Raw genomic sequence first — 25,283 nt, forward strand, 5'->3', positions numbered from 1 at the left:
CCGGTGCTGGAAGGTTAAGGAGAGGGGTTAGCGTAAGCGAAGCTCTGAACTGAAGCCCCAGTAAACGGCGGCCGTAACTATAACGGTCCTAAGGTAGCGAAATTCCTTGTCGGGTAAGTTCCGACCCGCACGAAAGGTGTAACGATTTGGGCACTGTCTCAACCAGAGACTCGGTGAAATTATAGTACCTGTGAAGATGCAGGTTACCCGCGACAGGACGGAAAGACCCCGTGGAGCTTTACTGTAGCCTGATATTGAATTTTGGTACAGTTTGTACAGGATAGGCGGGAGCCATTGAAACCGGAGCGCTAGCTTCGGTGGAGGCGCTGGTGGGATACCGCCCTGACTGTATTGAAATTCTAACCTACGGGTCTTATCGACCCGGGAGACAGTGTCAGGTGGGCAGTTTGACTGGGGCGGTCGCCTCCTAAAGTGTAACGGAGGCGCCCAAAGGTTCCCTCAGAATGGTTGGAAATCATTCGTAGAGTGCAAAGGCATAAGGGAGCTTGACTGCGAGACCTACAAGTCGAGCAGGGACGAAAGTCGGGCTTAGTGATCCGGTGGTTCCGCATGGAAGGGCCATCGCTCAACGGATAAAAGCTACCCCGGGGATAACAGGCTTATCTCCCCCAAGAGTCCACATCGACGGGGAGGTTTGGCACCTCGATGTCGGCTCATCGCATCCTGGGGCTGTAGTCGGTCCCAAGGGTTGGGCTGTTCGCCCATTAAAGCGGTACGCGAGCTGGGTTCAGAACGTCGTGAGACAGTTCGGTCCCTATCCGTCGTGGGCGTAGGAAATTTGAGAGGAGCTGTCCTTAGTACGAGAGGACCGGGATGGACGCACCGCTGGTGTACCAGTTGTTCTGCCAAGGGCATAGCTGGGTAGCTATGTGCGGAAGGGATAAGTGCTGAAAGCATCTAAGCATGAAGCCCCCCTCAAGATGAGATTTCCCATAGCGTAAGCTAGTAAGATCCCTGAAAGATGATCAGGTTGATAGGTTCGAGGTGGAAGCATGGTGACATGTGGAGCTGACGAATACTAATAGATCGAGGACTTAACCATATAATATGTAGCAAATGTTATCTAGTTTTGAAGGAATATGCCTTCATAGTTTGGTGATGATGGCAGAGAGGTCACACCCGTTCCCATACCGAACACGGAAGTTAAGCTCTCTAGCGCCGATGGTAGTTGGGACCTTGTCCCTGTGAGAGTAGGACGTCGCCAAGCAACTAAAACACAAGTCTTTTGACTTGTGTTTTTTTGTATTGTTAAACAGTGCATAAAAGAAGTAATGGTAATACAAACACGTTGCCCAAGAGTAAATCATATTATATAAGAGATGGATGTATATTTTTCTGTAAATTGTTAAGGAATAGAGGTATCAAATATGTTTATTTAAATACAGGGAGGGAAGGTTATGAAATTACAAAGTGAAATTTGCATTGTTTGTGAGACAAAAAGAGAAGAAGGTATATATGTTTATAATAATTTGATATGTCATGAATGTGAAAAAGATATGGTGAGTACTGAGACAGATGATCCAAAATATATACATTATTTAAAACAGCTTCGGAAGTTAGAAGTATCATATTTATAAATAGGCATCTGCCTATTATTTTTTTTGCCTTAATATCTGTATAATAGATACAGAATGAATAATAAGGAAGAGATAGATATGAATCAAAAGCGTATGCCTTTATATGAGGCGTTAATAGAGTTTAAAGAAAGAGAACCACTGTCCTTTCATGTTCCAGGTCATAAGAATGGTGTAAACTTCCCTCAGGAAGCCATTGGGGAGTTTAAAGATATACTATCCATTGATGTAACCGAACTAACAGGGTTAGACGATTTACATAGTCCGTTTGAATGTATAGATGAAGCACAAAAATTATTAGCTGATGTATATGGTGCGGAAAAAAGTTATTTTTTAATTAATGGTTCAACGGTCGGAAATCTAGCAATGATTTTATCTTGCTGCGGTGAGCGTGATATTGTCCTTGTACAAAGAAATTGTCATAAATCAATCATTAATGGATTAAAACTAGCGGGTGCGAATCCAATTTTTCTAGACCCATGGATTGATGAGGCATATAACGTACCAGTAGGAATTGGTGATGAAGTTATTAAAGGGGCAATTAAAAGATATCCTAATGCTAAAGCCCTCATTTTAACGCATCCTAATTATTATGGTATGGGGATAGATTTAGAAGCAAGTATTGCTTATGCACATGCACATAAAATCCCTGTTTTAGTAGACGAAGCTCATGGAGCACACTTTTGCTTAGGGGAACCATTTCCAAAGTCAGCATTAGCATATGGTGCAGATATTGTGGTTCATTCTGCACATAAAACATTACCTGCGATGACAATGGGATCTTATTTACATATAAATAGTCATTTAGTGAATGAAGAAAGAGTTTCTGCTTATTTGAGTATGCTACAATCTAGTAGTCCGTCATATCCAATTATGGCTTCACTTGATATAGCGCGCTTTACACTAGCAAGTATAAAGGAAAAAGGTCATGATGAAATTGTCGAGTTTTTATGGAGATTTAAAAAAGGATTGTGTTCCATTTCGCAAATAGCTGTTTTACAATATCCGTTGCAAGATGATTTAAAGATTACTGTACAAACTCGTTGTCAGTTATCAGGATATGAATTACAGTCTGTATTTGAAAGGGCCGGAATATATACAGAAATGGCAGATCCATATAATGTCCTACTTATTTTACCTCTACAAGCAAAAGAGGAGTACATGAGGGCTATAGAGATAATTCGAGTTGCGTTGGAACATTATGAGGTGAAAGACAAGAACGAATCTATTCGTTATACTTATAAAAGAGAATCCTCTCCTTTACCGTATACATATAAACAATTAGAAGGATACAAAACAAAAGTAGTACCTATAGAAGAAGCGGTAGGGATGATAGCGGCGGAAATGATAATTCCATATCCGCCTGGAATTCCATTGATTATGTATGGAGAGAGAATTACTTCAGAACATAAAGAACAAATTATGTATTTAGAGAAAACAGGAGCTCGTTTTCAAGGTAGCACGAAAGATATGAAAGTGTATGATATAGAAAGTAGGTTTTAGGATGAAGGGATTATTTGTAACAATTGAGGGGCCAGAAGGTTCGGGTAAAACAACGTTAATTAAAAAATTATTACCATACTTTGAGCAAAAAGAACAAAAGGTAATGGCGACGAGAGAACCAGGTGGTATAGCAATTTCTGAAGATATTAGAACAATTCTACATAAACAAGAATATACGATGATGGAAGCACGTACAGAGGCGCTTCTTTATGCTGCTGCACGTAGACAACATTTAGTAGAAAAAGTTATGCCAGCGCTTAATGAGAACTATCTTGTATTATGTGATCGTTTTATAGATAGCTCTTTAGCGTATCAAGGATATGCAAGAGGCTTAGGAATGGATAAAGTATTTGAAATAAATCGCTTCGCAACAGAAGACTGTATGCCTAGTGTAACGATTTACTTAGACATTGAACCAGAGATTGGTTTAGCTCGCATTGAAAAAGATGCGGGGCGCGAAGTGAATCGATTAGATATGGAAGATATCTCTTTCCATAAACGTGTACGTGAAGGGTATTTAGAAGTTGTAGAACGTTTTTCTGATCGTATTGTATTAGTAAATGCTGATCAACCAATGGAAAAACTTATAGAAGAAGTTGTTCAGATTATAGAAGATAAATTGTTATAATAGAAGGAAAGAATGAAATAAGTGAGGTATGCATTATGAAGAAGACGTGGGAGCAGCTTTCTGCTATACAGCCCATCGGTGTAAAAATGTTGATGAATAGCATTGCAAAAGAGCGTATATCCCACGCTTACTTGTTAGAAGGAGGGAAAGGAACAGGGAAGTTTGCAACAGCGATTCAAATGGCAAAGAGTTTCCTCTGCTCTCAAAGGAATGAGGTAGAACCATGTCATGTATGTACAAATTGTAAACGAATTGACTCAGGTAACCACCCTAACCTACATATTGTAAAACCAGATGGATTATCTATTAAAAAGCAACAAATTCATGATTTACAGGAAGAATTTTCAAAAACAGGATTAGAGGCAAATAAAAAAGTTTATATTATCGAGCATGCAGATCGTATGACAGCAAATGCGGCAAATACACTATTGAAATTTCTAGAGGAACCGAGTAGTGATACAACAGCTATTTTACTTACTGAACAAAGTCATCAAATTTTAAATACGATTTTATCTCGCTGTCAAGTTGTTACATTTAGACCGTTACCTACGGAGTCTTTAAGTAGAAGATTACAGGATGAAGGCATTACATCCTCTTTATCAACTCTAGCTGCACAGCTTACGAATAGTTTTGATGAAGCTTTAGCTTTATGTAATGATGAATGGTTTGCACAAGCACGAACTTTAGTGATAAAATTATGTGAAGCGCTCGAAAAAGATAAAGCCTCTATTTTTTTTGTACAAGAAAAATGGGGAAAACACTTTGGAGAGAAAGAACAGTTACAGCAAGGTTTAGATATGTTGCTCCTTATTTATAAGGATTTATTATATGTTCAACTTGGAGAAGAAGATCGTCTTGTTTTTCATGAGCAGAAAGAGATGTTTGAATCTTTTTCCTATGCTCAGAAGCGCATTGTATCAGCTCTCTTTAATATATTAGAGGCAAAAAATAGAATCAACGCTAATGTAAATGCGCAGCTTGTGTTCGAACAGTTAGTGTTGCGGTTGCAGGAGGGATGACCGTTTTGTATGATGTAGTAGGTGTTCGCTTTAAGAAGGCCGGCAAGGTATATTACTTTGATCCGAATCAGTTCGATATCTCTGAGAATGAGTTTGTAATTGTAGAAACGGTAAGAGGTATTGAATACGGAAAAGTAGTTATTACCAAAAAGCAAGTTGATGAAAACGATGTTGTGTTACCGTTAAAAAAGGTTATTCGTATCGCAAATGAAAATGATCGTACCATTGTTGACGAGAACAAACATGCTGCGAAAGAGGCATATCAAGTTTGTCAACAAAAGGTAGTAGAGCATAATCTAGATATGAAACTTGTAGATGTAGAGTATACGTTCGATCGTAATAAGATTATTTTCTACTTTACTGCAGATGGTCGGATTGATTTCCGCGAACTAGTGAAAGACTTAGCGGCAATTTTTAGGACGAGAATTGAACTAAGACAAATTGGTGTTCGTGATGAAGCGAAGATGCTTGGTGGTATTGGTCCATGTGGTCGTATGCTTTGTTGTTCTACTTTTTTAGGAGATTTTGAACCTGTATCCATTAAAATGGCAAAGGATCAAAATTTATCATTAAATCCTGCAAAAATTTCTGGTTTATGTGGTCGCTTAATGTGTTGCTTAAAATATGAGAATGATGAATATGAGGCAGCAAAGGAACAACTTCCTGATTTAGATCAACGTATACAAACACCACATGGTACTGGCCGTGTTATCGGATTAAATATTTTAGAAAGATTAATTCAAGTGGAGCTAGTAGACAAGGAACGGATAGTAGAATATACGTTAGATGAGTTAGTGAATAAAGGGGTCGTTTCGAGTCAAACCACAGATTAATGAGGTGGGTGCTTGTGGAGAAAAAAGATATTTTTGCATCGGTTTCTAGTATGGAAGAGCAAATTGGACATTTATATAAACAGTTGGGTGAATTAAAACAACATCTTGCAGAGTTGTTGGAAGAAAATCAACATATAAAAATGGAAAATGAAAATTTGCGACACCGTTTTGAAGAAGTGCAGAATAAAGAAAAACAAAAAGCTCAAAAACGTAAAGAAGTGAAGCCGAAGACGGATATTGGTGAAGGCTATGACAATTTAGCAAGACTATATCAAGAAGGTTTCCATATTTGCAATCTACATTATGGAAGTGTACGTAAAGAGGGAGATTGTTTATTCTGTCTGTCATTTTTAAATAAAAAGTGAAATTACCTTTCCAATTATAATTGGAAAGGTAATTTTTTATACATGAGAATAGAACAAAATGTATTTGTATATTAGTAGAAGATGAAATAGGGTAGGTTAAGTGTAAGAAAAGGAGTAATATATGAATTTATACGAAGATGAACGTTTAGATTATTTATTAGCGCAAGATATGAAGATTATACAAAGTCCATCGGTGTTTAATTTCTCTTTAGATGCCGTTTTACTTGCAGATTTTGCTTGGGTGCCAATTCAAAAAGGAAATTTACTTGATTTGTGCACAGGTAATGCGGTTGTGCCCCTTCTATTAAGCACGAGAACAAAAGGGAATATTACAGGTGTGGAAATTCAAGAACGTTTATATGATATGGGAATAAGAAGTGTTCAATACAATAAGTTAGAAGAAAGAATTCAACTCATACATGGAGATTTGAAAGATATGCCAGAGAAACTTGGGCGCCATCAATATGATGTTGTTACATGTAACCCTCCTTATTTTCAAACACCTCAAACGTCTGAGAAAAATATGAATGAACATTTAGCAATAGCTCGTCATGAAATTATGTGTACGTTAGAAGATGTTGTATCTGCAAGTAGTCAGCTAGTAAAACAAGGTGGGAAAGTAGCGTTTGTACATCGCCCAGGTCGTTTACTCGACATTGTTACATTAATGCGTAAATACAAAATTGAACCAAAGCGTGTGCGATTTGTTTATCCTAAGGCAGGTAAAGAAGCAAATACATTGTTAATTGAAGGAATTAAGGATGGGAACGCAGATTTGAAAATCCTACCACCTCTTTTTGTATACGAAGAAAATAACGAATATACAAAGGAGATTCGTTCAATTTTATATGGAGAAGAATAAGCATTGTTTTTATGTGGTGGAATGTTCTGATGGAAGTTATTATGCTGGATATACAAATCATATAGAAAAACGGATTCAGACTCATAATAGTGGAAAAGGTGCTAGATATACACGTGCTAGACTTCCAGTTGTTTTAAGGTATGTAGAGAATCATGAGGATAAACGAACAGCTATGCAGGCTGAATATCATTTTAAGCAGTTAACGAGAAAACAAAAAGAAGAATATATGCAAAAAGGAGAACGCTATGTGGCAGCAAAAAAGCTTTCAACAAAATGAAAAGGGGATGTTATATCTAGTACCTACTCCAATTGGAAATTTAGAAGATATGACATTTCGTGCAATTCGGATTTTAAAAGAGGTAGATGTTATTGCAGCGGAAGATACAAGACAAACAAAAAAACTTTGTAATTATTTCGAAATTGAAACACCTGTCATGAGTTACCATGAGCATAATAAAGAAGTAAGTGGAAAGAAAATATTAGAGAAGCTAGAGGAAGGGAAGAATATAGCACTTGTTAGTGATGCTGGTATGCCGTGTATTTCCGATCCAGGCTACGATATTGTTGTCGAGGCCGTAGCTGAGCAATATCATGTGGTTCCGCTTCCTGGGGCAAATGCAGCCCTTACAGCGTTAATTGCATCCGGTCTTGAAACAAAGCAGTTTTATTTCTATGGATTTTTACAAAGAAATAAAAAGGAAAGAAAAATGGAATTAGAAAAACTTCGCTATGTGCAAACTACAATGATGTTTTATGAAGCACCTCATCGTCTAGATGACACTTTAATCTCGATGCAAGAAGTGTTAGGCAATAGAGAAATTGTATTATGTCGAGAGTTAACGAAAAAGTTTGAGGAATTTATTCGAGGAACAATCGAAGAAACAATTGAATGGACGAAGCAAAATGAAGTTCGTGGTGAGTTTTGCATTTTAGTAGCTGGTTCAACGGAAGAACCTGCTCCAGAAGAACAATGGTGGGAATCTATTTCAGTATATGATCATATTGAACATTATATAAATGAAAAAGGCATGAATTCAAAAGAGGCGATAAAAACAGTCGCTAAAGATCGGGATTTGTCGAAACGCGATGTATATCAAATCTATCATGTCGATAAAAAATAAGCTTCTCATAATTGAGAAGCTTATTTTGCTGTTTCGATATAATCTTGAAGTTCGTTTAAGATTTGCTCAGCGCCTTCTTTGCTTAAGATAATTTTACCTTCAGCTAAAGATAGGTTACCATCAGATACTTCACCAGTTACTTGGCAAGTCATGTTTGGTTTATATTTTTTTAAGATGATTTTTTCGTCATCAACATAGATTTCAAGTGCATCCTTTTCTGCAATACCTAAAGTACGGCGTAATTCGATTGGAATTACAACACGACCTAATTCATCAACTTTACGAACAATACCAGTAGATTTCATAATTCTTTTCCTCCTAAATAAATAGTTTATAAGTTTCGAGTCTATTTTTTTGATTCGTCATTTTTCGACAAAATACCCTATGGACATATGATACCAATCATTTACATTTCCGTCAATTCTTAAATTCTATATTTTTTAAAAAGATTTATAGATTTCTTACTTCTTATATATAATAGAATGGGAGTAATTTTTGCAATTATTTTCTGAAAAATATATTTATTTAAAAGTAGGGTTGTATATTTTGTTTGAATATGAGTAATAGATGATAAAGATATGTAGCATTAACTGGTGTTTATCCCGCGTTAACGAGCAATAAGATTCCCGCTTTAAAATGCGGTTGGAGCAAAGAAGTTAAGTTGGAGTCGGGCTGCTCGTAAAAGCTTGATTAGTGAGAGTTAATAATTTGTGGGGGATAAACACCCCTACGGATTAAAGTTTCACTTTATATATGAGTTTTTGATATACTATTTATAAATACATATGAGGTTATTCGGGAGGTCCAAAACAATGACAAAGGAAAATAAGTCCTTTTATATTACTACCCCAATTTATTATCCAAGTGGAAAGTTACACATTGGACATGCTTATACGACAGTAGCAGGAGATGCAATGGCACGATATAAGCGTATGCAAGGCTACAATGTTCATTATCTAACAGGAACTGATGAGCATGGGCAGAAGATCCAAAAGAAAGCAGAAGAGTTAAATGTGACACCACAAGCATACGTGGATAATATTGTTGCAGGAATTAAAGAGCTTTGGGAGAAAATGGATATCTCTTATGATGATTTTATTCGCACAACTGAAGATCGTCACAAAGATGTTGTCGAAAAGATCTTCAAGCAACTAGTAGACCAAGGTGATATTTATCTTGATGAATATGAAGGTTGGTATTCTGTACAAGATGAAACATTCTATACAGCGCATCAATTAGTAGATCCAATTATGGAAGGTGACAAAGTAGTTGGAGGAAAAAGTCCAGATAGTGGTCATGATGTAGAACTTGTTCGTGAAGAATCATATTTCTTTAGAATGGGTAAATATGTCGACAGACTATTAAAGTTCTATGAAGATAATCCACATTTTATTCAGCCAGAGTCTCGTAAAAATGAAATGATTAATAACTTCATTAAACCAGGATTAGAAGATTTAGCAGTTTCTCGTACTTCATTTGATTGGGGAGTTCGTGTTCCAGGCAACCCAAAACATGTTATTTACGTATGGGTTGATGCATTATCTAACTACATTACAGCATTAGGTTATGGAACAGAAAATGAAGAGATGTATAAGAAATTCTGGCCGGCAGATGTGCATTTAGTCGGAAAAGAAATTGTTCGTTTCCATACAATTTATTGGCCAATCATTTTAATGGCAGTAGATTTACCTCTTCCGAAAAAGGTCTTTGCTCATGGCTGGATTTTAATGAAGGATGGAAAAATGAGTAAGTCAAAAGGAAACGTAGTAGATCCAGTTACATTAATTGATCGTTACGGATTAGATGCATTACGTTATTACTTACTTCGAGAAGTTCCGTTCGGATCTGATGGTGTATTCACACCAGAAGGATTTGTTGAACGTATCAACTTCGATTTAGCAAATGACTTAGGTAACTTATTAAATCGTACAGTAGCTATGATTGATAAGTACTTTAACGGAGAAATACCTGCATTTAAAGCAAATGTAACGGAATTCGATGAAACGTTAGTAACGTTTGCAAAAGATACATTGCAAAAAGTAGAAGACGCAATGGAAAATATGGAATTCTCTGTAGCGCTAAGCTCAATTTGGCAATTGGTTAGCCGTACGAATAAATATATTGATGAAACACAACCGTGGGTATTAGCGAAGGATGAAAATGATCGTGAAAAGTTAGCTTCTGTAATGGCTCATTTAGCAGAAGTACTTCGTCAAACAGGTATTATGCTTATGCCATTCTTAACAGTAGCACCAAGCAAGATGTTTGCTCAACTTGGTCTTACTGAAGAAGCACATAAATCTTGGGAAAGCCTATCTACAATTGGATGTATTCCAGGTGGAACAAAAGTAGAAAAAGGAAACCCAATTTTCCCTCGTTTGGAAATGGAAGTAGAAGTAGAGTATATTAAAGAACAAATGAAGAGCTCTGCGCCTAAAGTAGAAGAGAAAAAAGAAGAAGAACCGCAGACAGAAGAAATTACAATTGATGATTTCTTTAAAGTAGAATTACGAGTAGCTGAAGTAATATCGGCTGAACCTGTAAAAAAAGCAGATAAGCTGTTAAAAATCCAGCTTGATTTAGGTACAGAAAAGCGCCAGGTTGTTTCAGGTATCGCAAAATTCTATTCTCCGGAAGACTTACAAGGTAAAAAAGTTATTTGTGTAACAAACTTAAAACCTGTAAAATTACGCGGTGAATTATCACAAGGTATGATTTTAGCGGGTGAAGAGAATGGAGTATTGTCATTAGCAACAATCGACCAAAATCTTCCGAATGGTACAAAAATCAAGTAATTAAGGCAAGAAAAGAGATGTTTCACGTGTAACATGTGTGAAGCGTCTTTTTTCTTTTTAAATCTCCTTTTTTTGCATTAAAATTGTAGTATTGTTATCGTTGAGTTAGAAAGAAAATCGTTTTTCTCTATGATAGAATTGATTTCAATATAAAAGGAGTTATTTATTATGTTGTTTGATACACATTCACATTTAAATGCAGAGCAGTTTGAAGAAGATTTACAAGAAGTTATTGCACGAATGAAAGAAGCTGGAGTTACATATACAGTTGTTGTTGGATTTGATGAAGTAACGATAAAAAAAGCGATTGAATTAGCTGAGGCTTATGATTTTATTTACGCTGCAGTTGGATGGCATCCTGTAGATGCTATCGACATGAAAGAAGAACATTTAACTTGGTTAGAAGAATTAGCTTCACATCCTAAAGTCGTTGCAATTGGAGAAATGGGACTAGATTATCACTGGGATAAGTCTCCTAAAGAAATACAGAAGGAAGTATTCCGTAAACAAATTGCATTAGCTAAAAAAGTGAAATTACCAATCATTATACATAACCGTGATGCAACTCAAGATATTGTTGATATTCTAGAGGAAGAGAATGCGGCTGAAGTAGGAGGTATTATGCATTGCTTTAGTGGTAGTGTCGAAGTAGCACAGCGATGTGTTGATATGAACTTTTTAATTTCATTAGGTGGACCGGTTACATTTAAAAATGCTAAGAAACCGAAAGAAGTTGCAGTAGAGATTCCCTTAGAGAAATTGTTAATAGAGACGGATTGTCCATATTTAACACCACATCCATTTCGAGGGAAGCGAAATGAACCGAGTTATGTAAAGCTTGTAGCAGAAGAAATTGCGAATTTAAAAGGGATTTCTTATGAGGAAGTAGCAGAAGTTACAACAAAAAATGCAAAGGCTTTATTTGGTGTTGAATAAAAAAGGAATGGGAGAACCCATTCTTTTTTATTTTTTGAGAAAAGAAATAGTAGAAGCGAAAGAGAAGATAAGGGGAAATTAGGAAGTGTTACAATAAGGAGAGAGAACAAAGTTTGTACCAGTCTATTTTTTAAAATGTAAGAATGGGGAAAATAATAATGGAAAAGTCGTCATTTTTTTGTTTTACTAAGTAGAGACGAAATGAGTGTGGAGGCAAGCATGAAAATTAAAGAGATTATCGTTGTAGAAGGTAAAGATGATACAGTTGCAATTAAGCGTGCTGTTGATGCGGATACAATTGAAACGAACGGTTCAGCAATCGGTGATCATGTTATTGAGCAAGTTAAATTAGCGCAGCAAAAACGAGGCGTTATTATTTTTACAGATCCGGATTATCCAGGAGAGCGTATTCGAAAAATTATTTCTGACAAGGTACCTGGATGTAAGCATGCTTTCTTACCGAAGGAAGAAGCGCTTGCTAAAAGAAAAAAAGGTGTTGGAATTGAACACGCTTCTAATGAATCGATTCGCCGTGCTTTAGAGAATATACATGAAGAAATGGAAGCTTACACAAGTGAAATTAGTTGGAGTGATCTAGTCGATGCAGGCTTAGTGGGCGGAGAAATGGCAAAGAGTCGCAGAGAAAGAATGGGTAAGCTATTAAAGATTGGTTATACAAATGCAAAACAGTTACATAAACGTTTACAGATGTTTCAAGTTTCAAAAGAGACGTTTGCAGAAGCTTATAAACAAGTAATACAGGAGGAAAAGAAATGAAAGATATCGCAACGCCGAATCGTACGAAAGACATTGTTGAAAAGTATGGATTCTCATTCAAAAAAAGTTTAGGACAAAATTTCTTAATTGATACAAATGTATTAAATCGTATTGTTGATCACGCAGAAATCGGTTCAGAAAGTGGTGCAATTGAGATTGGACCAGGTATCGGTGCGTTAACAGAGCAGTTAGCGAAGCGTGCTAAAAAAGTGGTGGCTTTTGAAATTGATCAAAGATTATTACCAATTTTAGACGAGACGTTAGCTCCATATAGTAACGTTACAGTTATAAATAAAGATGTACTAAAGGCAGATGTACACGAAGTGTTTAGTGAGCAATTTGAAGAAGGACAAGATGTAATGGTAGTAGCTAATTTACCATACTATATTACAACGCCAATTTTATTTAAATTGCTTGAAGAAAAATTACCGGTTCGTGGATTTGTTGTTATGATGCAAAAAGAAGTTGGAGATCGTTTAGCTGCTAAACCTGGAACGAAAGAATATGGTTCTTTATCAATTGCTATTCAGTATTATACAGAGGTAGAAACAGTTATGACTGTACCGCGTACAGTGTTTGTACCACAACCAAATGTTGATTCTGCGATTATCCGTCTTCTAAAGCGTCCGAAACCAGTTGTAGAAGTGACAAATGAGACTTTCTTCTTTGAAGTAGTAAGAGCAAGTTTCGCACAGCGCCGTAAAACTTTAATGAATAATTTATCGAATAATTTAAATGGTTTCCCGAAAGATAAAGAGCTGTTGGATCGAATTTTAACAGAAGTAGGAATTGATCCAAAGCGAAGAGGCGAAACGCTATCTATCGAAGAGTTTGCAACATTAAGTAACGCATTAGTTCTTCATAAGTTATCATAAGGATATGAAAGGGACAGTTCAATTTGAGCTGTCCCTTTTGTCACCTTTCCTTTTCTAAATTCATACTTTAAAAACAGGTAAGATGGCCTAACGAGTTTGGAGGTAGGAGAATGGCTTTACATGTTGGAGAATTAGTGGAACGATATTCTCATAATAGGGATATCCTTTTTCGTATTATAGAAATAAAAGGCGAGATAGCTATATTGTTTGGGGAGGAAATTAGACTTGTGGCAGATGCGCCGCTTGAAGATTTAATTAGTATAGATCAACGAGAACATAAAAAAAGAGTGAAGCGTGAAAAAGAAACAATGGAGCGCACGTACCGTTTATTTCAACAAGATTATGTATTGATGAAACAAAGGCATGAACACACTTCAACTGGTGGATACACAAGTGAAGTGAATTACTTTCAAATGCCAGGACGCGTATTGCATATAGATGGGGACCCTTTGTATTTGCGCAAGTGTTTAGACCTATATAATAAAATTGGTGTTCCTGTACAAGGTGTTCATTGTAAGGAAACAGAGATGCACGAAAAGGTAGTAGACTTAATAGATCATTTCCGCCCAGACATTTTAGTTATTACAGGACACGATGCCTATACAAAATCCAAAGGGGTAAAGGGAGATTTAGCAGCATATAGGCATTCAAGGCATTTTGTACAGGCTGTCCGAGAAGTACGAAAAAAATATCCATCATTGGATCAACTCGTTATTTTTGCTGGGGCGTGTCAATCGCATTTCGAGGCGTTAATTCGAGCGGGTGCTAACTTTGCTAGTTCTCCGTCTAGGATTAACATTCATGCACTAGACCCTGTGTATGTGGTTGGTAAAATTAGCTTCACTTCATTTATGGAGAGAGTAAATGTATGGGATGTTGTACGTAATACGATTACTGGTGAAAAAGGACTGGGTGGAATTGAAACGAGAGGGATTTTACGAACAGGATTACCCTTCCAACATTATGAAGAATAAGCAAGGTACATACGTATCTTGCTTTTTTATGCGTAAGAGAATGAAATGAATTTGGATAAAAAGTGGTAAGAGCGTAAAGACTATACAATGATACTTTTACAATATAGTATTTCTTCTATCTATTCGAACGCATGATGCTTTTATAATGATATAGTCTGTGAATTGCGGTTAATAATTGGGATAGATATATCGTGTTTTAAGTGTTCAATCTAAATTACAGCGAGGTGTAGCAAGGTATATGTCAAAACGTTTAGATGAAATTAAAAGCGAATTAGATCACCATCTTGGACAGCGACTTATGTTAAAGGCGAATAGCGGAAGAAGAAAAACAGTGGAGCAATCAGGTGTACTTGCAGAAACTTATCGTTCTGTGTTTGTTGTACAGTTAGACCAACAAGAAGATGCATTGCAACGTGTATCTTATAGTTATGCAGATGTTTTAACAGAGACGGTAGAGTTAACATTTTATGGTGAACCCCATAATGAAATTATTTTATAACTCATGTGTCGTTACATATATTCCCACAAATGAAAAGTTATATTATTTTGCATACTAATTATACCGTAGCAAAATAAGGGGGGACTCTGCATTGAGTAGACGAAGAGGTGTCATGTCAAACCAGTTTAAAGAAGAGCTAGCAAAAGAGCTGGGCTTTTATGATGTTGTTCAGAAAGAAGGATGGGGCGGAATTCGTGCGAAAGATGCTGGTAATATGGTGAAACGCGCTATAGAAATTGCAGAACAGCAATTAATGAAACAAAACCAGTAGTTGTAAGATTACTTTCTATGCTACGGTAGCCGAGGAGAGATTCCTCGGCTTTTTGTACTCTGAAAGGTGCCATCATTTTACATAAGTAGTTTCATTCTGAATGCTTTTCGTTATAATTAGGGAAGTGTCATCGTCTTACTATAAATTTATGGTAAAATAAACGATAAAAGATTGAGTACATAGAGTGGGTGAATAGATTGAAGCTACTAGTGAAAGCACCAGCAAAGATTAATCTGTCGTTAGATGTACTGGGAAAAAGACAAGACGGATATCATGAAGTGAAAATGATTATGACAACAATTGATTTAGCGGATCGTTTAGAACTAATGGAATTAGCAGAAGACCGTATTGAAATTTTATCCCATAATCGGTATGTCCCAGACGACCAACGAAATTTAGCTTATCAAGCAGCGAAATTATTAAAAGAGAAGTTTAATGTGAAAAAAGGTGTATCTATTACTATTGAAAAAACGATTCCAGTAGCAGCTGGATTAGCAGGTGGAAGTAGTGATGCAGCAGCGACATTACGTGGTCTTAATAAATTATGGAATTTAGGGCTTACAATTGACGAATTAGCAGAGCTTGGCTCAGAAATTGGATCAGATGTATCGTTCTGTGTATATGGAGGGACAGCAATTGCCACTGGAAGAGGAGAGCGAATTGAGCATATAAAAACGCCACCTTCTTGTTGGGTTATTTTAGCGAAGCCACATATTGGTGTATCTACTGCTGACGTGTATGGAAATTTAAAACTAAATCGAGTTACACATCCAAATGTAGATAAAATGGTTGATGTCATCAATGCTGGGGATTACAAAGGGATTTGTGATACTGTTGGTAACGTCTTAGAAGATGTAACATTTAAGATGCATCCCGAAGTTGCTCGTATTAAAGCACAGATGAAACGATTTGGAGCAGATGCTGTATTAATGAGTGGAAGTGGTCCAACTGTATTCGGACTTGTACACCATGATTCGCGAATGCATCGCATTTATAACGGATTAAAAGGATTTTGTGAACAAGTATATGCGGTACGTTTATTAGGAGAGCGAGAAACGCTTGAATAAAGACGTATAATACGTTATGATTTGTTTAGAATATTCGTGATTTGAGGTGGGCGTATGAAAATTAGACGAAGTACAAGATTAGTCGATATGACATATTACTTGTTACAAAACCCTCGTCAGCTAGTTTCTCTCACTTTTTTTGCTGAAAGGTATCAATCGGCTAAATCCTCTATTAGTGAAGATTTAGTTATTATTAAGCAAACGTTTGAACAACAAGGGGTCGGCACATTGCAAACGGTACCAGGAGCAGCAGGAGGAGTGAAATATATACCATATATAAGTGAAGAAGAGGCAGATCTAATTATTGATGAGCTTTGTAGCTTATTTGAAAATCCAGATCGTATTTTGCCTGGCGGTTACTTATACATGACAGATCTTTTAAGTAACCCTCGTCATATTAATGGTGCAGGTCGTTTGTTTGCTTCTGTCTTTGCTAGGCAACCAATCGATGCAGTTATGACGGTAGCAACAAAAGGGATTCCACTTGCTTATGCAGTGGCAAACTACTTAGATGTACCGGTAGTAATTGCGAGGAAAGATAATAAGGTAACAGAAGGTCCAACTGTTAGTATTAACTATGTATCAGGTTCTTCTAAACGAATACAAACAATGACGTTGGCAAAGCGTAGTCTTCCAGAGGGATCAAACGTTTTAATTATTGATGATTTCATGAAAGCTGGCGGAACAATTCAAGGTATGATGAGTATGCTAGAAGAGTTTAAGGCTAATGTTGTTGGTATCGGTGTATTAGTAGAATCCACAGATATCGAAGAACGACTTATTAATAACTTTGTATCATTAATTCGCCTTTCAGAAGTTGATGTGAAAGAAAAATCGATTCAAGTGGAGAAGGGGAATTATTCACTTACACCATTTGATGAAGGACTTGTAGAGGTTGAATAAAAAAGGTAAAGCAAATGGCTTTATCTTTTTTTTATTCTATTTATAAATTATAAAATAGATGGACAAACTGCTTTTCGTGCACTATTTTTAAAGAGTAAAAATAAATAATAAAAGGGTGAAAAAATATGAAAGTTGTTCAAACAAGCAAGGCACCACAAGCAATTGGACCTTATTCACAAGGGATTATTGTAAATAATATGTTTTACAGTTCAGGACAAATTCCATTAACAGCAAGTGGAGAGCTTGTAACGGGAGATGTAACAGTACAAACAGAACAAGTATTTGAAAATTTACAAGCAGTATTAGAAGAAGCAGGTGCTTCATTTGATACGGTAATAAAAACAACAGTATTCTTAAAAGATATGGATGATTTTAATGCTGTTAATGAAGTATACGGTTCTTATTTCTCTACTCATAAACCAGCACGTTCTTGTGTACAGGTAGCAAAATTACCGAAAGATGTTTCAGTTGAAATCGAAGTAATCGCCCTAGTTAAGTAACCTTTTGTAAGCGATAACCTCTACTAATCCTTATATTCAATTGCAATAAAAATTTTTATCTTAAAAATTTTAAAAAAATTAAAGGGAAAATAGAAAATTTGTGGAATTTATACAAATATATCGCTTATTTAGAAAAGGGTGGTGAACACAAGATGGAAGTGACTGACGTAAGATTACGCCGCGTAAACACAGAAGGCCGCATGAGAGCAATTGCCTCTATTACTCTAGACCATGAATTTGTTGTTCATGATATTCGTGTAATTGATGGTAATAATGGATTATTTGTAGCAATGCCAAGTAAACGTACTCCAGATGGAGAATTCCGTGACATTGCACATCCGATTAATTCTAATACACGCTCTAAAATTCAAGATGCGGTTTTAACGGAGTATCATCGTTTAGGCGAGTTAGAAGAGGTTGAGTTTGAAGAAGCAGGTGCTTCGTAAAATTCGAATGAAAAGGCTTTTGAAAGAAAGTCTTATAATTTTGTAGCAAACTCCTGTAAGCATTTACAGGAGTTTGTTTTTTTTTTGACTTTATATAATTTATATTTAAAACATTCATCGTTTATTAAAATGAAGAGAAGAAACTACTAATTTTTTCAAAATCATTTTAAATAGTATAGCTTATTTCTTAAAAAAGATACTAAAGAGTAAAACATCTTATAAGAATTATGGTAAAATTTAATAGTTAAAATGTGTTTCTTGAAATATATGATGATTTAGGATAATATCGTTAATGGATAAATAGGTTGCGATGGAGGGTCTATATGTCAAACAGATTTGCAGTGATTCTAGCTGCAGGTAAAGGCACACGTATGAAGTCTAAGCTATACAAAGTGCTGCATCCTGTATGTGGAAAACCTATGGTACAACACGTAGTCGATCAAGTAACTCAATTAGGATTGCAGAAACTTGTAACGGTCGTTGGACATGGTGCTGAAATGGTACAAGAACAGCTAGGAAACGTAAGTGAGTTTGCATTACAAGCAGAACAACTTGGTACAGCGCATGCTGTAGATCAAGCTGCTAGCGTACTTGCAAATGAAGAAGGAACAACTTTAGTTATTTGTGGTGATACACCTTTAATAACTGCTGAAACGATGGAAGCATTACTTCAGCAACACAAAGAAGCAGGAGCAATGGCAACTGTGCTAACAGCATACATAGAAGAGCCTGCTGGATATGGTCGTATCGTTCGTAACGAAAATGGTCATGTTGAAAAGATCGTTGAGCATAAGGATGCAAATGAAAAAGAATTAGCTATTAAAGAAATCAATACAGGTACGTATTGTTTTGATAATAAAGCTTTATTCGCTTCACTTTCTAAAGTTTCAAATGATAACGTACAAGGTGAATATTACCTTCCAGATGTTATTGAGATTTTAAAAAATGAAGGTCATATCGTATCAGCTTATCAAACAGAGCACTTCGATGAAACGTTAGGTGTTAACGACAGAGTCGCTCTATCGCAAGCGGAAATTATTATGAAAAATCGTATCAACCGAAAGAACATGGTAAATGGTGTTACAATTATTGATCCAAGTAACACGTATATTTCTGCTGATGCAATTATCGGTAGTGATACAGTTCTTCATCCAGGAACAATTATTGAGGGAAACACTGTAATTGGTTCTGATTGTGAAATTGGACCGCATACAGTAATTCGCGATAGTGAAATTGGAGATCGTACGACAATTCGTCAATCTACTGTACATGATAGTAAGCTTGGTACAGAAGTATCGGTTGGTCCATTTGCACATATTCGCCCAGATTCAGTTATTGGAGACGAAGTACGCGTTGGAAACTTCGTGGAAATCAAAAAAACTGTTTTTGGTAATAGAAGTAAAGCTTCACACTTAAGTTATATCGGGGATGCACAAGTTGGAGAAGACGTGAATCTTGGTTGTGGTTCAATTACGGTGAACTATGACGGCAAGAATAAATTTAAAACTGTGATTGGTAACGGGGTATTTATTGGATGTAATTCAAATCTTGTTGCTCCTGTAACAGTTGAAGATGGTGCTTATGTGGCAGCAGGCTCTACAATTACAGAGAATGTCCCATCAAAAGCATTATCGGTAGCACGTGCACGTCAAGTTAACAAAGAAGACTATGTTGATCAATTGCTGAATAAGAAAAAATCATAATGTGGAGGGTTAATCTAGATGTCGACTCAATATCTAAATTCTAATTTGAAAGTATTCTCTTTAAACTCTAATAAGGAACTTGCTGAGCAAATCGCAAAGCATATTGGAGTAGGACTAGGAAAATGTTCTGTTGATCGTTTTAGTGATGGAGAAGTTCAAATTAACATTGAAGAAAGTATCCGTGGTTGCGATGTATTCATTATTCAATCTACAAGCTTCCCAGTAAACGAACATATCATGGAATTACTTATTATGATCGATGCATTAAAGCGTGCATCTGCAAAAACAATTAATATTGTTATTCCTTACTATGGTTATGCGCGTCAAGACCGTAAAGCGCGTTCTCGTGAACCAATTACATCGAAACTTGTAGCAAACTTGCTTGAAACAGCAGGTGCAACTCGTGTAATCACTCTAGATTTACATGCTCCACAAATTCAAGGATTCTTTGATATCCCAATCGACCACTTAATGGGTGTACCGATTCTTTCAGATTACTTTGAAACAAAAGGTCTTAAAGACATCGTAATCGTATCACCTGACCATGGTGGTGTAACTCGTGCTAGAAAAATGGCAGATCGCCTAAAAGCGCCAATCGCTATTATTGATAAACGTCGTCCTCGTCCGAATGTATCAGAGGTAATGAACATTATCGGTAACATCGAAGGCAAAACAGCAATTTTAATTGATGACATCATTGATACAGCTGGTACAATTACATTAGCAGCAAACGCTCTTGTTGAGAACGGTGCTTCTGAGGTATATGCTTGCTGTACACACCCAGTATTATCTGGCCCAGCAATTGAACGTATTCAAAATTCGAATATTAAAGAGTTAGTTGTAACGAACTCTATCGTATTACCAGAAGAAAAGAAAATCGACAAAGTACATGAACTTTCAGTTGCTCCATTAATTGGAGAAGCAATCATTCGTGTATACGAAGAAGAATCTGTAAGTGTATTATTCAATTAATTGGATAGAATGAGACGTAACCAAGCTTGGTTACGTCTTTTCGTATCGAAAAAAGAAAGTAGTGGTACAAGAATGAAATTGATAGTAGGACTTGGGAACCCAGGTAGAGAATATGAATTAACAAGGCATAATATTGGATTTATGGCAATTGATGAACTTGCAAAGCGTTGGAACATTTCTTTGAATGAACAGAAGTTTAAAGGAGTATTTGGTGCAGGATTTGTTAATGGAGAAAAAGTAATCTTATTAAAGCCACTTACATATATGAATTTATCTGGGGAAAGTATTCGTCCACTTATGGATTACTATAAAATTGATGTTGATGATTTCGTTGTTATGTATGATGATTTAGATATCCCGGTAGGTAAATTACGCCTTCGTATGAAAGGGAGTGCCGGTGGACATAATGGCGTGAAATCAACAATTTCGCATTTAGGAACGCAAGAGTTTCAACGTATCCGTATGGGAATTGATCGCCCGAAAAATGGGATGAAGGTAGTAGATTACGTATTAGGACGTTTTACATCCGAAGAGATTCCTGATGTCAATCATTCCATTGAAAAAGCAGCGGATGCATGTGAAGAGTGGTTAAATAAGCCTTTTCTCCAAATCATGAATACTTTCAACAGTTAAGGTTATGATTGGGAATATTTTATTTTATTTTTACCCATACTAGTAGTAACTGGATATTTAGGAGGCTAGTATGGAAGGGTATTATTATTGTAGGCATTGCGGGAGTAATGTAGGCTCCGTTACCGCAGAAAAAGTATATAGCGACGTTTTATTTCAACTAACAGAGCAAGAGGTAGTAGAGATGATTCATTTTCATGAGAATGGAAATATATATATAAAAACGATTTGTGAATTGTGCCAAGAAACGCTCGCATCTTATCCTGAGTATTATGAATATGAAAAATTTCTACAATAAAATGTTGTCGCTTTGGCATGTCCAAAGCATTTTTCTGTTTTCTTTTTCCAAAATATTTGCATAAAATATGGTGACTTGCTCTTTATGTTGAGAGGAGTTTTGATAATGATAGGTTTATTAGAGCAATTTTATAAAAATGAAGAAATACAATCGGTTATTAATGGGTTAGAAGATGGTTTAAAAGAACAACTTATATCAGGTATGGCAACATCTTCTCGTTCATTATTAATGGCAGCTTTATATAAAAAAACAAAGAAATCGCAACTTATTGTCACACACAATCTATATCAAGCACAAAAGGTACATGAAGATTTAGTGGCATTACTTGGTGAAAAAGATGTATGGCTGTACCCAGTAAACGAATTAATTGCATCAGAAATCGGTGTTGCAAGTCCAGAATTAAAAGCGCAACGCATTGAGGTGCTAAATCGTTTAGCGGCAGGAGAGAATGGGGTTATTGTAGCGCCAGTCGCAGGATTACGTAGATTTTTACCGATAAAAGAATTATGGAAGCAAAAGCAAATTGAAATTAATCTAGGGCAAGAGATTGATTTAGAGGCGCTCTTGCATACATTACATCATATTGGCTACGAACGTAAGTCGATGGTAGAAGCTCCGGGGGAGTTCAGTTTGCGCGGGGGCATATTAGATATTTACCCATTAACTGAAGAATTACCATTCCGTATTGAATTCTTCGATACAGAAGTCGATTCTATTCGATTATTTGATGTGGATGAACAGCGTTCTCAAGATAAAAAGGAAAGTGTTAAGTTTGGTCCGGCAACAGAGTTTTTATTTTCACAGGAAGAATTGAAATCGGGAATTAAGCATCTTGAAGAAGGTTTGACTAAGACGATGCAAAAACTTTCCGATGACAAATTAAAGACTGCAGTGCTTGAGATAGTAAGTCATGAAATTGAAATGTTGAAAAATGGCCAAAGTATAGAACAGATGTTTAAATATTTATCTATTTTCTATAAAGAACCTGCTAGTCTGATAGATTATTTACCAGAAGATGGTGTTGTAATTTTAGATGAAATCTCTCGTATTCAAGAAACAGCATCACATCTTGAAACGGAAGAAGCGGAATGGTATATATCACTTCTTGGTGAAGGAACAATAATTCAGGATTTATCTTTCTCCCACTCATTTGAGGGATTTCTTCATCATAAAAAAAGAAGTTTTGTATATTTAACGTTATTCTTACGCCATATAGCACATACGCATCCGCAAAACATTGTGAATGTGACATGTAAAACAATGCAAGATTTCCATGGGCAGATGCAGTTATTAAAAACTGAAATTGATAGATGGAATGAAGGGCACTTTACGACTGTTGTGCTTGGAACAGATGATGAACGTGTAAAAAAACTACAACATATTTTAAGTGATTATGATATTGAAGCGGATATTGTAGAGGGCACAGATATTTTATTGCCTGGAAGGTTACAGATTGCTGTAGGTGATTTACATGCAGGATTTGAAATGCCGATGCAAAAGCTCGTTGTCATTACTGAAAAGGAGCTTTTTCATAAGAAAGTTAAAAAATCACAACGTAAGCAAAAGTTATCTAATGCTGAGCGTATTAAAAGTTATTCGGAATTAAAAGTTGGAGATTATGTAGTTCATGTAAATCATGGTATAGGTAAATTTTTAGGTATTGAGACATTAGAGATTAATGGTGTTCATAAAGATTATTTAAATATTAAATATCAAGGTAACGATAAGCTATATGTTCCAATTGAACAAATCGATCAAGTGCAAAAATATGTGGGTTCTGAAGGGAAGGATCCGAAAGTTTATAAATTAGGCGGGAACGATTGGAAGAAGGTCAAAACGAAGGTTGAAAAATCTGTACAAGACATTGCAGATGACCTAATTAAATTATACGCTGAGCGCGAAGCTTCAAAAGGCTATGCATATACACCAGATACGGCAGAACAACAAGAATTTGAATCTTCCTTCCCGTATCAAGAGACAGATGACCAATTACGTTCTATTGAAGAAATTAAGAAAGATATGGAACGCGGACGTCCGATGGATAGGCTTCTTTGTGGTGATGTAGGATATGGAAAGACCGAAGTAGCTATTCGTGCAGCATTTAAAGCAATCATGGATGAAAAACAAGTTGCGATTTTAGTACCGACAACAATTCTGGCACAACAACACTATGAAACAATTCGAGAGCGTTTTCAAGATTACCCGATTAATATAGGGTTACTAAGTAGATTCCGCACGCGGAAACAACAAAACGAAACGCTTAAGGGGTTAAAAGATGGCACAGTAGATATTGTAATCGGAACGCATCGTATTTTATCTAAAGATGTTACTTATAAAGATTTAGGACTTCTTATTATTGATGAAGAACAAAGATTTGGTGTGACGCATAAAGAAAAAATTAAACAATTAAAAGCAAATGTTGATGTGTTAACCCTAACGGCAACGCCAATTCCACGTACACTTCACATGTCTATGCTTGGTGTGCGTGACTTATCTGTCATTGAAACGCCACCAGAAAATCGTTTCCCAGTCCAAACGTATGTGGTGGAATATAATCCAGCGTTAATGAGAGAAGCGATAGAGCGAGAGCTTGCAAGAGGTGGGCAAATTTACTTCTTATATAACCGCGTAGAGGATATCGAAAGAAAAGCAGATGAAATTTCGATGCTAGTTCCAGACGCTCGTGTAACATACGCACATGGGAAAATGAACGAAAGTGAATTAGAGTCTGTTATGCTATCTTTTTTAGAGGGACAGCATGATGTTCTTGTAAGTACAACAATTATTGAAACAGGTGTAGATATCCCGAACGTTAATACGTTAATTGTATTTGATGCAGATCGTATGGGACTATCGCAGTTGTATCAGCTTCGTGGGCGTGTTGGGCGTTCTAATCGCGTTGCATATGCATACTTTGCATACAAACGTGATAAAGTGCTATCAGAAGTTGCAGAGAGACGTCTACAAGCAATTAAAGAGTTCACAGAGCTTGGATCTGGTTTCAAAATTGCGATGAGAGATTTATCAATTCGTGGTGCGGGTAACTTGTTAGGGGCAGAACAACACGGGTTTATTGATTCTGTCGGATTTGATCTATATTCTCAAATGTTAAAAGATGCAATTGAACAGCGCAGAGGAACCGATGGAGTTGAAAATACAGTTAATGTTGAAATTGATTTAGAAGTAGATGCGTATTTACCAGATGCTTATATTTCAGATAGTAAACAAAAGATTATGATGTATAAACAATTTAGAGGTGTTTCTACAATTGAGGATATTGAAGAATTACAGGAAGAGATGATCGATAGATTTGGTGATTACCCACAAGAAGTTGGTTATTTATTACAAATTGCAAATATTAAAGTATTGGCAATGAAAGAACAAATCGAATTAATTAAGCAAAATAAATTTGAAGTAACAATTCTGTTCTCAGAACAAGCAAGCCAAAATATTGATGGTGGAAAATTATTCATGCTTGGAAATAGTTTTGGGCGTATGATCGGTCTTGGAATGGAAGGATCACAATTGAAAATCGTTATGAAAACGAATGGATTAGAGACATCGAAGTGGTTAACAATTGCTGAAAATTTATTAAAAGGCTTACCAGATGTAAAAAAAGAAGTAATAAATGCCTAATATTAGATAAAAAAATACAATTCGACGTGCATAGAAGAACTAATGTGTAAAATACTATGTCTAACAGTTGGTGAT

At 36.2% G+C, this 25,283-nt stretch carries 26 protein-coding genes and 2 rRNA genes (1 of these 28 cut by a window edge); 27 read left to right on the forward strand and 1 reads right to left on the reverse strand.

Features of this window, described 5'->3' with window-relative positions:
* From MHH42_RS00165 to rsmI, 11 genes are all read left to right on the forward strand, one after another.
* A 23S ribosomal RNA gene (locus MHH42_RS00165) occupies positions 1 to 1,063 on the forward strand; it begins 1,859 nt to the left of the window's first position.
* 49 nt (positions 1,064 to 1,112) lie between these two features.
* A 5S ribosomal RNA gene (rrf, locus tag MHH42_RS00170) occupies positions 1,113 to 1,228 on the forward strand.
* A 190-nt stretch (positions 1,229 to 1,418) separates the two neighbouring features.
* Positions 1,419 to 1,598, forward strand: coding sequence for a sigma factor G inhibitor Gin (locus MHH42_RS00175; RefSeq protein ID WP_000776275.1), 180 nt, complete (start codon positions 1,419 to 1,421; stop codon positions 1,596 to 1,598).
* Positions 1,599 to 1,676: 78 nt separating this feature from the next.
* Complete coding sequence (locus tag MHH42_RS00180; protein WP_001072284.1) at positions 1,677 to 3,098, forward strand: aminotransferase class I/II-fold pyridoxal phosphate-dependent enzyme; 1,422 nt, start codon at positions 1,677 to 1,679, stop codon at positions 3,096 to 3,098.
* Position 3,099: 1 nt separating this feature from the next.
* Positions 3,100 to 3,726 carry a dTMP kinase gene (gene tmk / locus MHH42_RS00185; protein WP_000677211.1) on the forward strand — a complete coding sequence of 209 codons (627 nt, stop codon included), beginning with the start codon at positions 3,100 to 3,102 and terminating at the stop codon, positions 3,724 to 3,726.
* Between the two features lie 35 nt (positions 3,727 to 3,761).
* Positions 3,762 to 4,745, forward strand: coding sequence for a DNA polymerase III subunit delta' (holB, locus tag MHH42_RS00190; protein ID WP_000754512.1), 984 nt, complete (start codon positions 3,762 to 3,764; stop codon positions 4,743 to 4,745).
* Positions 4,746 to 4,750: 5 nt separating this feature from the next.
* Positions 4,751 to 5,578 carry a PSP1 domain-containing protein gene (locus MHH42_RS00195; RefSeq protein ID WP_000272428.1) on the forward strand — a complete coding sequence of 276 codons (828 nt, stop codon included), beginning with the start codon at positions 4,751 to 4,753 and terminating at the stop codon, positions 5,576 to 5,578.
* Between the two features lie 14 nt (positions 5,579 to 5,592).
* A complete protein-coding gene (yabA, locus tag MHH42_RS00200) occupies positions 5,593 to 5,943 on the forward strand; it encodes a DNA replication initiation control protein YabA (protein ID WP_000412058.1) in 351 nt (116 codons plus the stop codon).
* 121 nt (positions 5,944 to 6,064) lie between these two features.
* Entirely contained in the window at positions 6,065 to 6,805 is a 741-nt protein-coding gene (locus tag MHH42_RS00205) for a tRNA1(Val) (adenine(37)-N6)-methyltransferase (protein ID WP_001055365.1), read from the forward strand.
* On the forward strand, positions 6,792 to 7,082 hold the full coding sequence (locus MHH42_RS00210; protein ID WP_000414346.1) for a GIY-YIG nuclease family protein: 291 nt from the start codon (positions 6,792 to 6,794) through the stop codon (positions 7,080 to 7,082). The genes MHH42_RS00205 and MHH42_RS00210 overlap by 14 nt, the downstream gene beginning before the upstream one ends.
* A complete protein-coding gene (rsmI, locus tag MHH42_RS00215; RefSeq protein ID WP_000267799.1) occupies positions 7,051 to 7,926 on the forward strand; it encodes a 16S rRNA (cytidine(1402)-2'-O)-methyltransferase in 876 nt (291 codons plus the stop codon). Before MHH42_RS00210 ends, rsmI begins: the two co-directional genes overlap by 32 nt.
* A gap of 20 nt (positions 7,927 to 7,946) precedes the next feature.
* Here the strand turns inward: rsmI and MHH42_RS00220 are convergent, their stop codons facing one another.
* Positions 7,947 to 8,231 (reverse strand): AbrB/MazE/SpoVT family DNA-binding domain-containing protein, encoded by a 285-nt coding sequence (locus tag MHH42_RS00220; protein ID WP_000843036.1) that lies wholly within the window; start codon positions 8,229 to 8,231, stop codon positions 7,947 to 7,949.
* Between the two features lie 507 nt (positions 8,232 to 8,738).
* On the opposite strand from MHH42_RS00220, the gene metG reads away from it, so the two are divergent.
* From metG to mfd, 16 genes are all read left to right on the forward strand, one after another.
* Positions 8,739 to 10,721: a methionine--tRNA ligase gene (gene metG, locus MHH42_RS00225; RefSeq protein ID WP_445286049.1), complete on the forward strand. Its 1,983-nt coding sequence runs from the start codon at positions 8,739 to 8,741 to the stop codon at positions 10,719 to 10,721.
* 168 nt (positions 10,722 to 10,889) lie between these two features.
* Complete coding sequence (locus tag MHH42_RS00230; protein ID WP_340892662.1) at positions 10,890 to 11,657, forward strand: TatD family hydrolase; 768 nt, start codon at positions 10,890 to 10,892, stop codon at positions 11,655 to 11,657.
* A gap of 219 nt (positions 11,658 to 11,876) precedes the next feature.
* Complete coding sequence (gene rnmV, locus MHH42_RS00235) at positions 11,877 to 12,434, forward strand: ribonuclease M5 (protein WP_000692838.1); 558 nt, start codon at positions 11,877 to 11,879, stop codon at positions 12,432 to 12,434.
* Positions 12,431 to 13,309, forward strand: coding sequence for a 16S rRNA (adenine(1518)-N(6)/adenine(1519)-N(6))-dimethyltransferase RsmA (gene rsmA, locus MHH42_RS00240; protein ID WP_000651557.1), 879 nt, complete (start codon positions 12,431 to 12,433; stop codon positions 13,307 to 13,309). The genes rnmV and rsmA overlap by 4 nt, the downstream gene beginning before the upstream one ends.
* 110 nt (positions 13,310 to 13,419) lie before the next feature.
* On the forward strand, positions 13,420 to 14,283 hold the full coding sequence (gene yabG / locus MHH42_RS00245; protein ID WP_001173740.1) for a sporulation peptidase YabG: 864 nt from the start codon (positions 13,420 to 13,422) through the stop codon (positions 14,281 to 14,283).
* A 238-nt stretch (positions 14,284 to 14,521) separates the two neighbouring features.
* A complete protein-coding gene (gene veg / locus MHH42_RS00250) occupies positions 14,522 to 14,782 on the forward strand; it encodes a biofilm formation stimulator Veg (protein ID WP_000044348.1) in 261 nt (86 codons plus the stop codon).
* 91 nt (positions 14,783 to 14,873) lie between these two features.
* Complete coding sequence (sspF, locus tag MHH42_RS00255; protein ID WP_001985066.1) at positions 14,874 to 15,053, forward strand: acid-soluble spore protein SspF; 180 nt, start codon at positions 14,874 to 14,876, stop codon at positions 15,051 to 15,053.
* Between the two features lie 197 nt (positions 15,054 to 15,250).
* Entirely contained in the window at positions 15,251 to 16,120 is an 870-nt protein-coding gene (ispE, locus tag MHH42_RS00260) for a 4-(cytidine 5'-diphospho)-2-C-methyl-D-erythritol kinase (RefSeq protein WP_000772089.1), read from the forward strand.
* A gap of 54 nt (positions 16,121 to 16,174) precedes the next feature.
* Complete coding sequence (gene purR, locus MHH42_RS00265) at positions 16,175 to 17,023, forward strand: pur operon repressor (protein ID WP_000702479.1); 849 nt, start codon at positions 16,175 to 16,177, stop codon at positions 17,021 to 17,023.
* A gap of 125 nt (positions 17,024 to 17,148) precedes the next feature.
* Positions 17,149 to 17,523: a RidA family protein gene (locus tag MHH42_RS00270; RefSeq protein ID WP_000869820.1), complete on the forward strand. Its 375-nt coding sequence runs from the start codon at positions 17,149 to 17,151 to the stop codon at positions 17,521 to 17,523.
* 152 nt (positions 17,524 to 17,675) lie between these two features.
* Complete coding sequence (spoVG, locus tag MHH42_RS00275) at positions 17,676 to 17,969, forward strand: septation regulator SpoVG (protein ID WP_000454042.1); 294 nt, start codon at positions 17,676 to 17,678, stop codon at positions 17,967 to 17,969.
* 323 nt (positions 17,970 to 18,292) lie between these two features.
* Complete coding sequence (gene glmU, locus MHH42_RS00280) at positions 18,293 to 19,672, forward strand: bifunctional UDP-N-acetylglucosamine diphosphorylase/glucosamine-1-phosphate N-acetyltransferase GlmU (RefSeq protein ID WP_000071045.1); 1,380 nt, start codon at positions 18,293 to 18,295, stop codon at positions 19,670 to 19,672.
* A gap of 18 nt (positions 19,673 to 19,690) precedes the next feature.
* Positions 19,691 to 20,644, forward strand: a complete 954-nt coding sequence (locus tag MHH42_RS00285) for a ribose-phosphate diphosphokinase (RefSeq protein ID WP_000107420.1) — start codon at positions 19,691 to 19,693, stop codon at positions 20,642 to 20,644.
* 72 nt (positions 20,645 to 20,716) lie between these two features.
* The gene (gene pth, locus MHH42_RS00290) at positions 20,717 to 21,277 is read left to right on the forward strand and encodes an aminoacyl-tRNA hydrolase (RefSeq protein WP_079520253.1); all 561 of its coding nucleotides are present in this window, start codon (positions 20,717 to 20,719) and stop codon (positions 21,275 to 21,277) included.
* Positions 21,278 to 21,347: 70 nt separating this feature from the next.
* Positions 21,348 to 21,572, forward strand: a complete 225-nt coding sequence (locus MHH42_RS00295) for an anti-sigma-F factor Fin (RefSeq protein WP_000399440.1) — start codon at positions 21,348 to 21,350, stop codon at positions 21,570 to 21,572.
* A gap of 105 nt (positions 21,573 to 21,677) precedes the next feature.
* Positions 21,678 to 25,208, forward strand: coding sequence for a transcription-repair coupling factor (gene mfd / locus MHH42_RS00300; protein WP_340892670.1), 3,531 nt, complete (start codon positions 21,678 to 21,680; stop codon positions 25,206 to 25,208).
* The last annotated feature ends 75 nt before the right edge of the window (positions 25,209 to 25,283 follow it).

The organism is Bacillus sp. FSL L8-0099 (genome assembly GCF_038006385.1).
Lineage (GTDB): Bacteria > Bacillota > Bacilli > Bacillales > Bacillaceae_G > Bacillus_A > Bacillus_A toyonensis.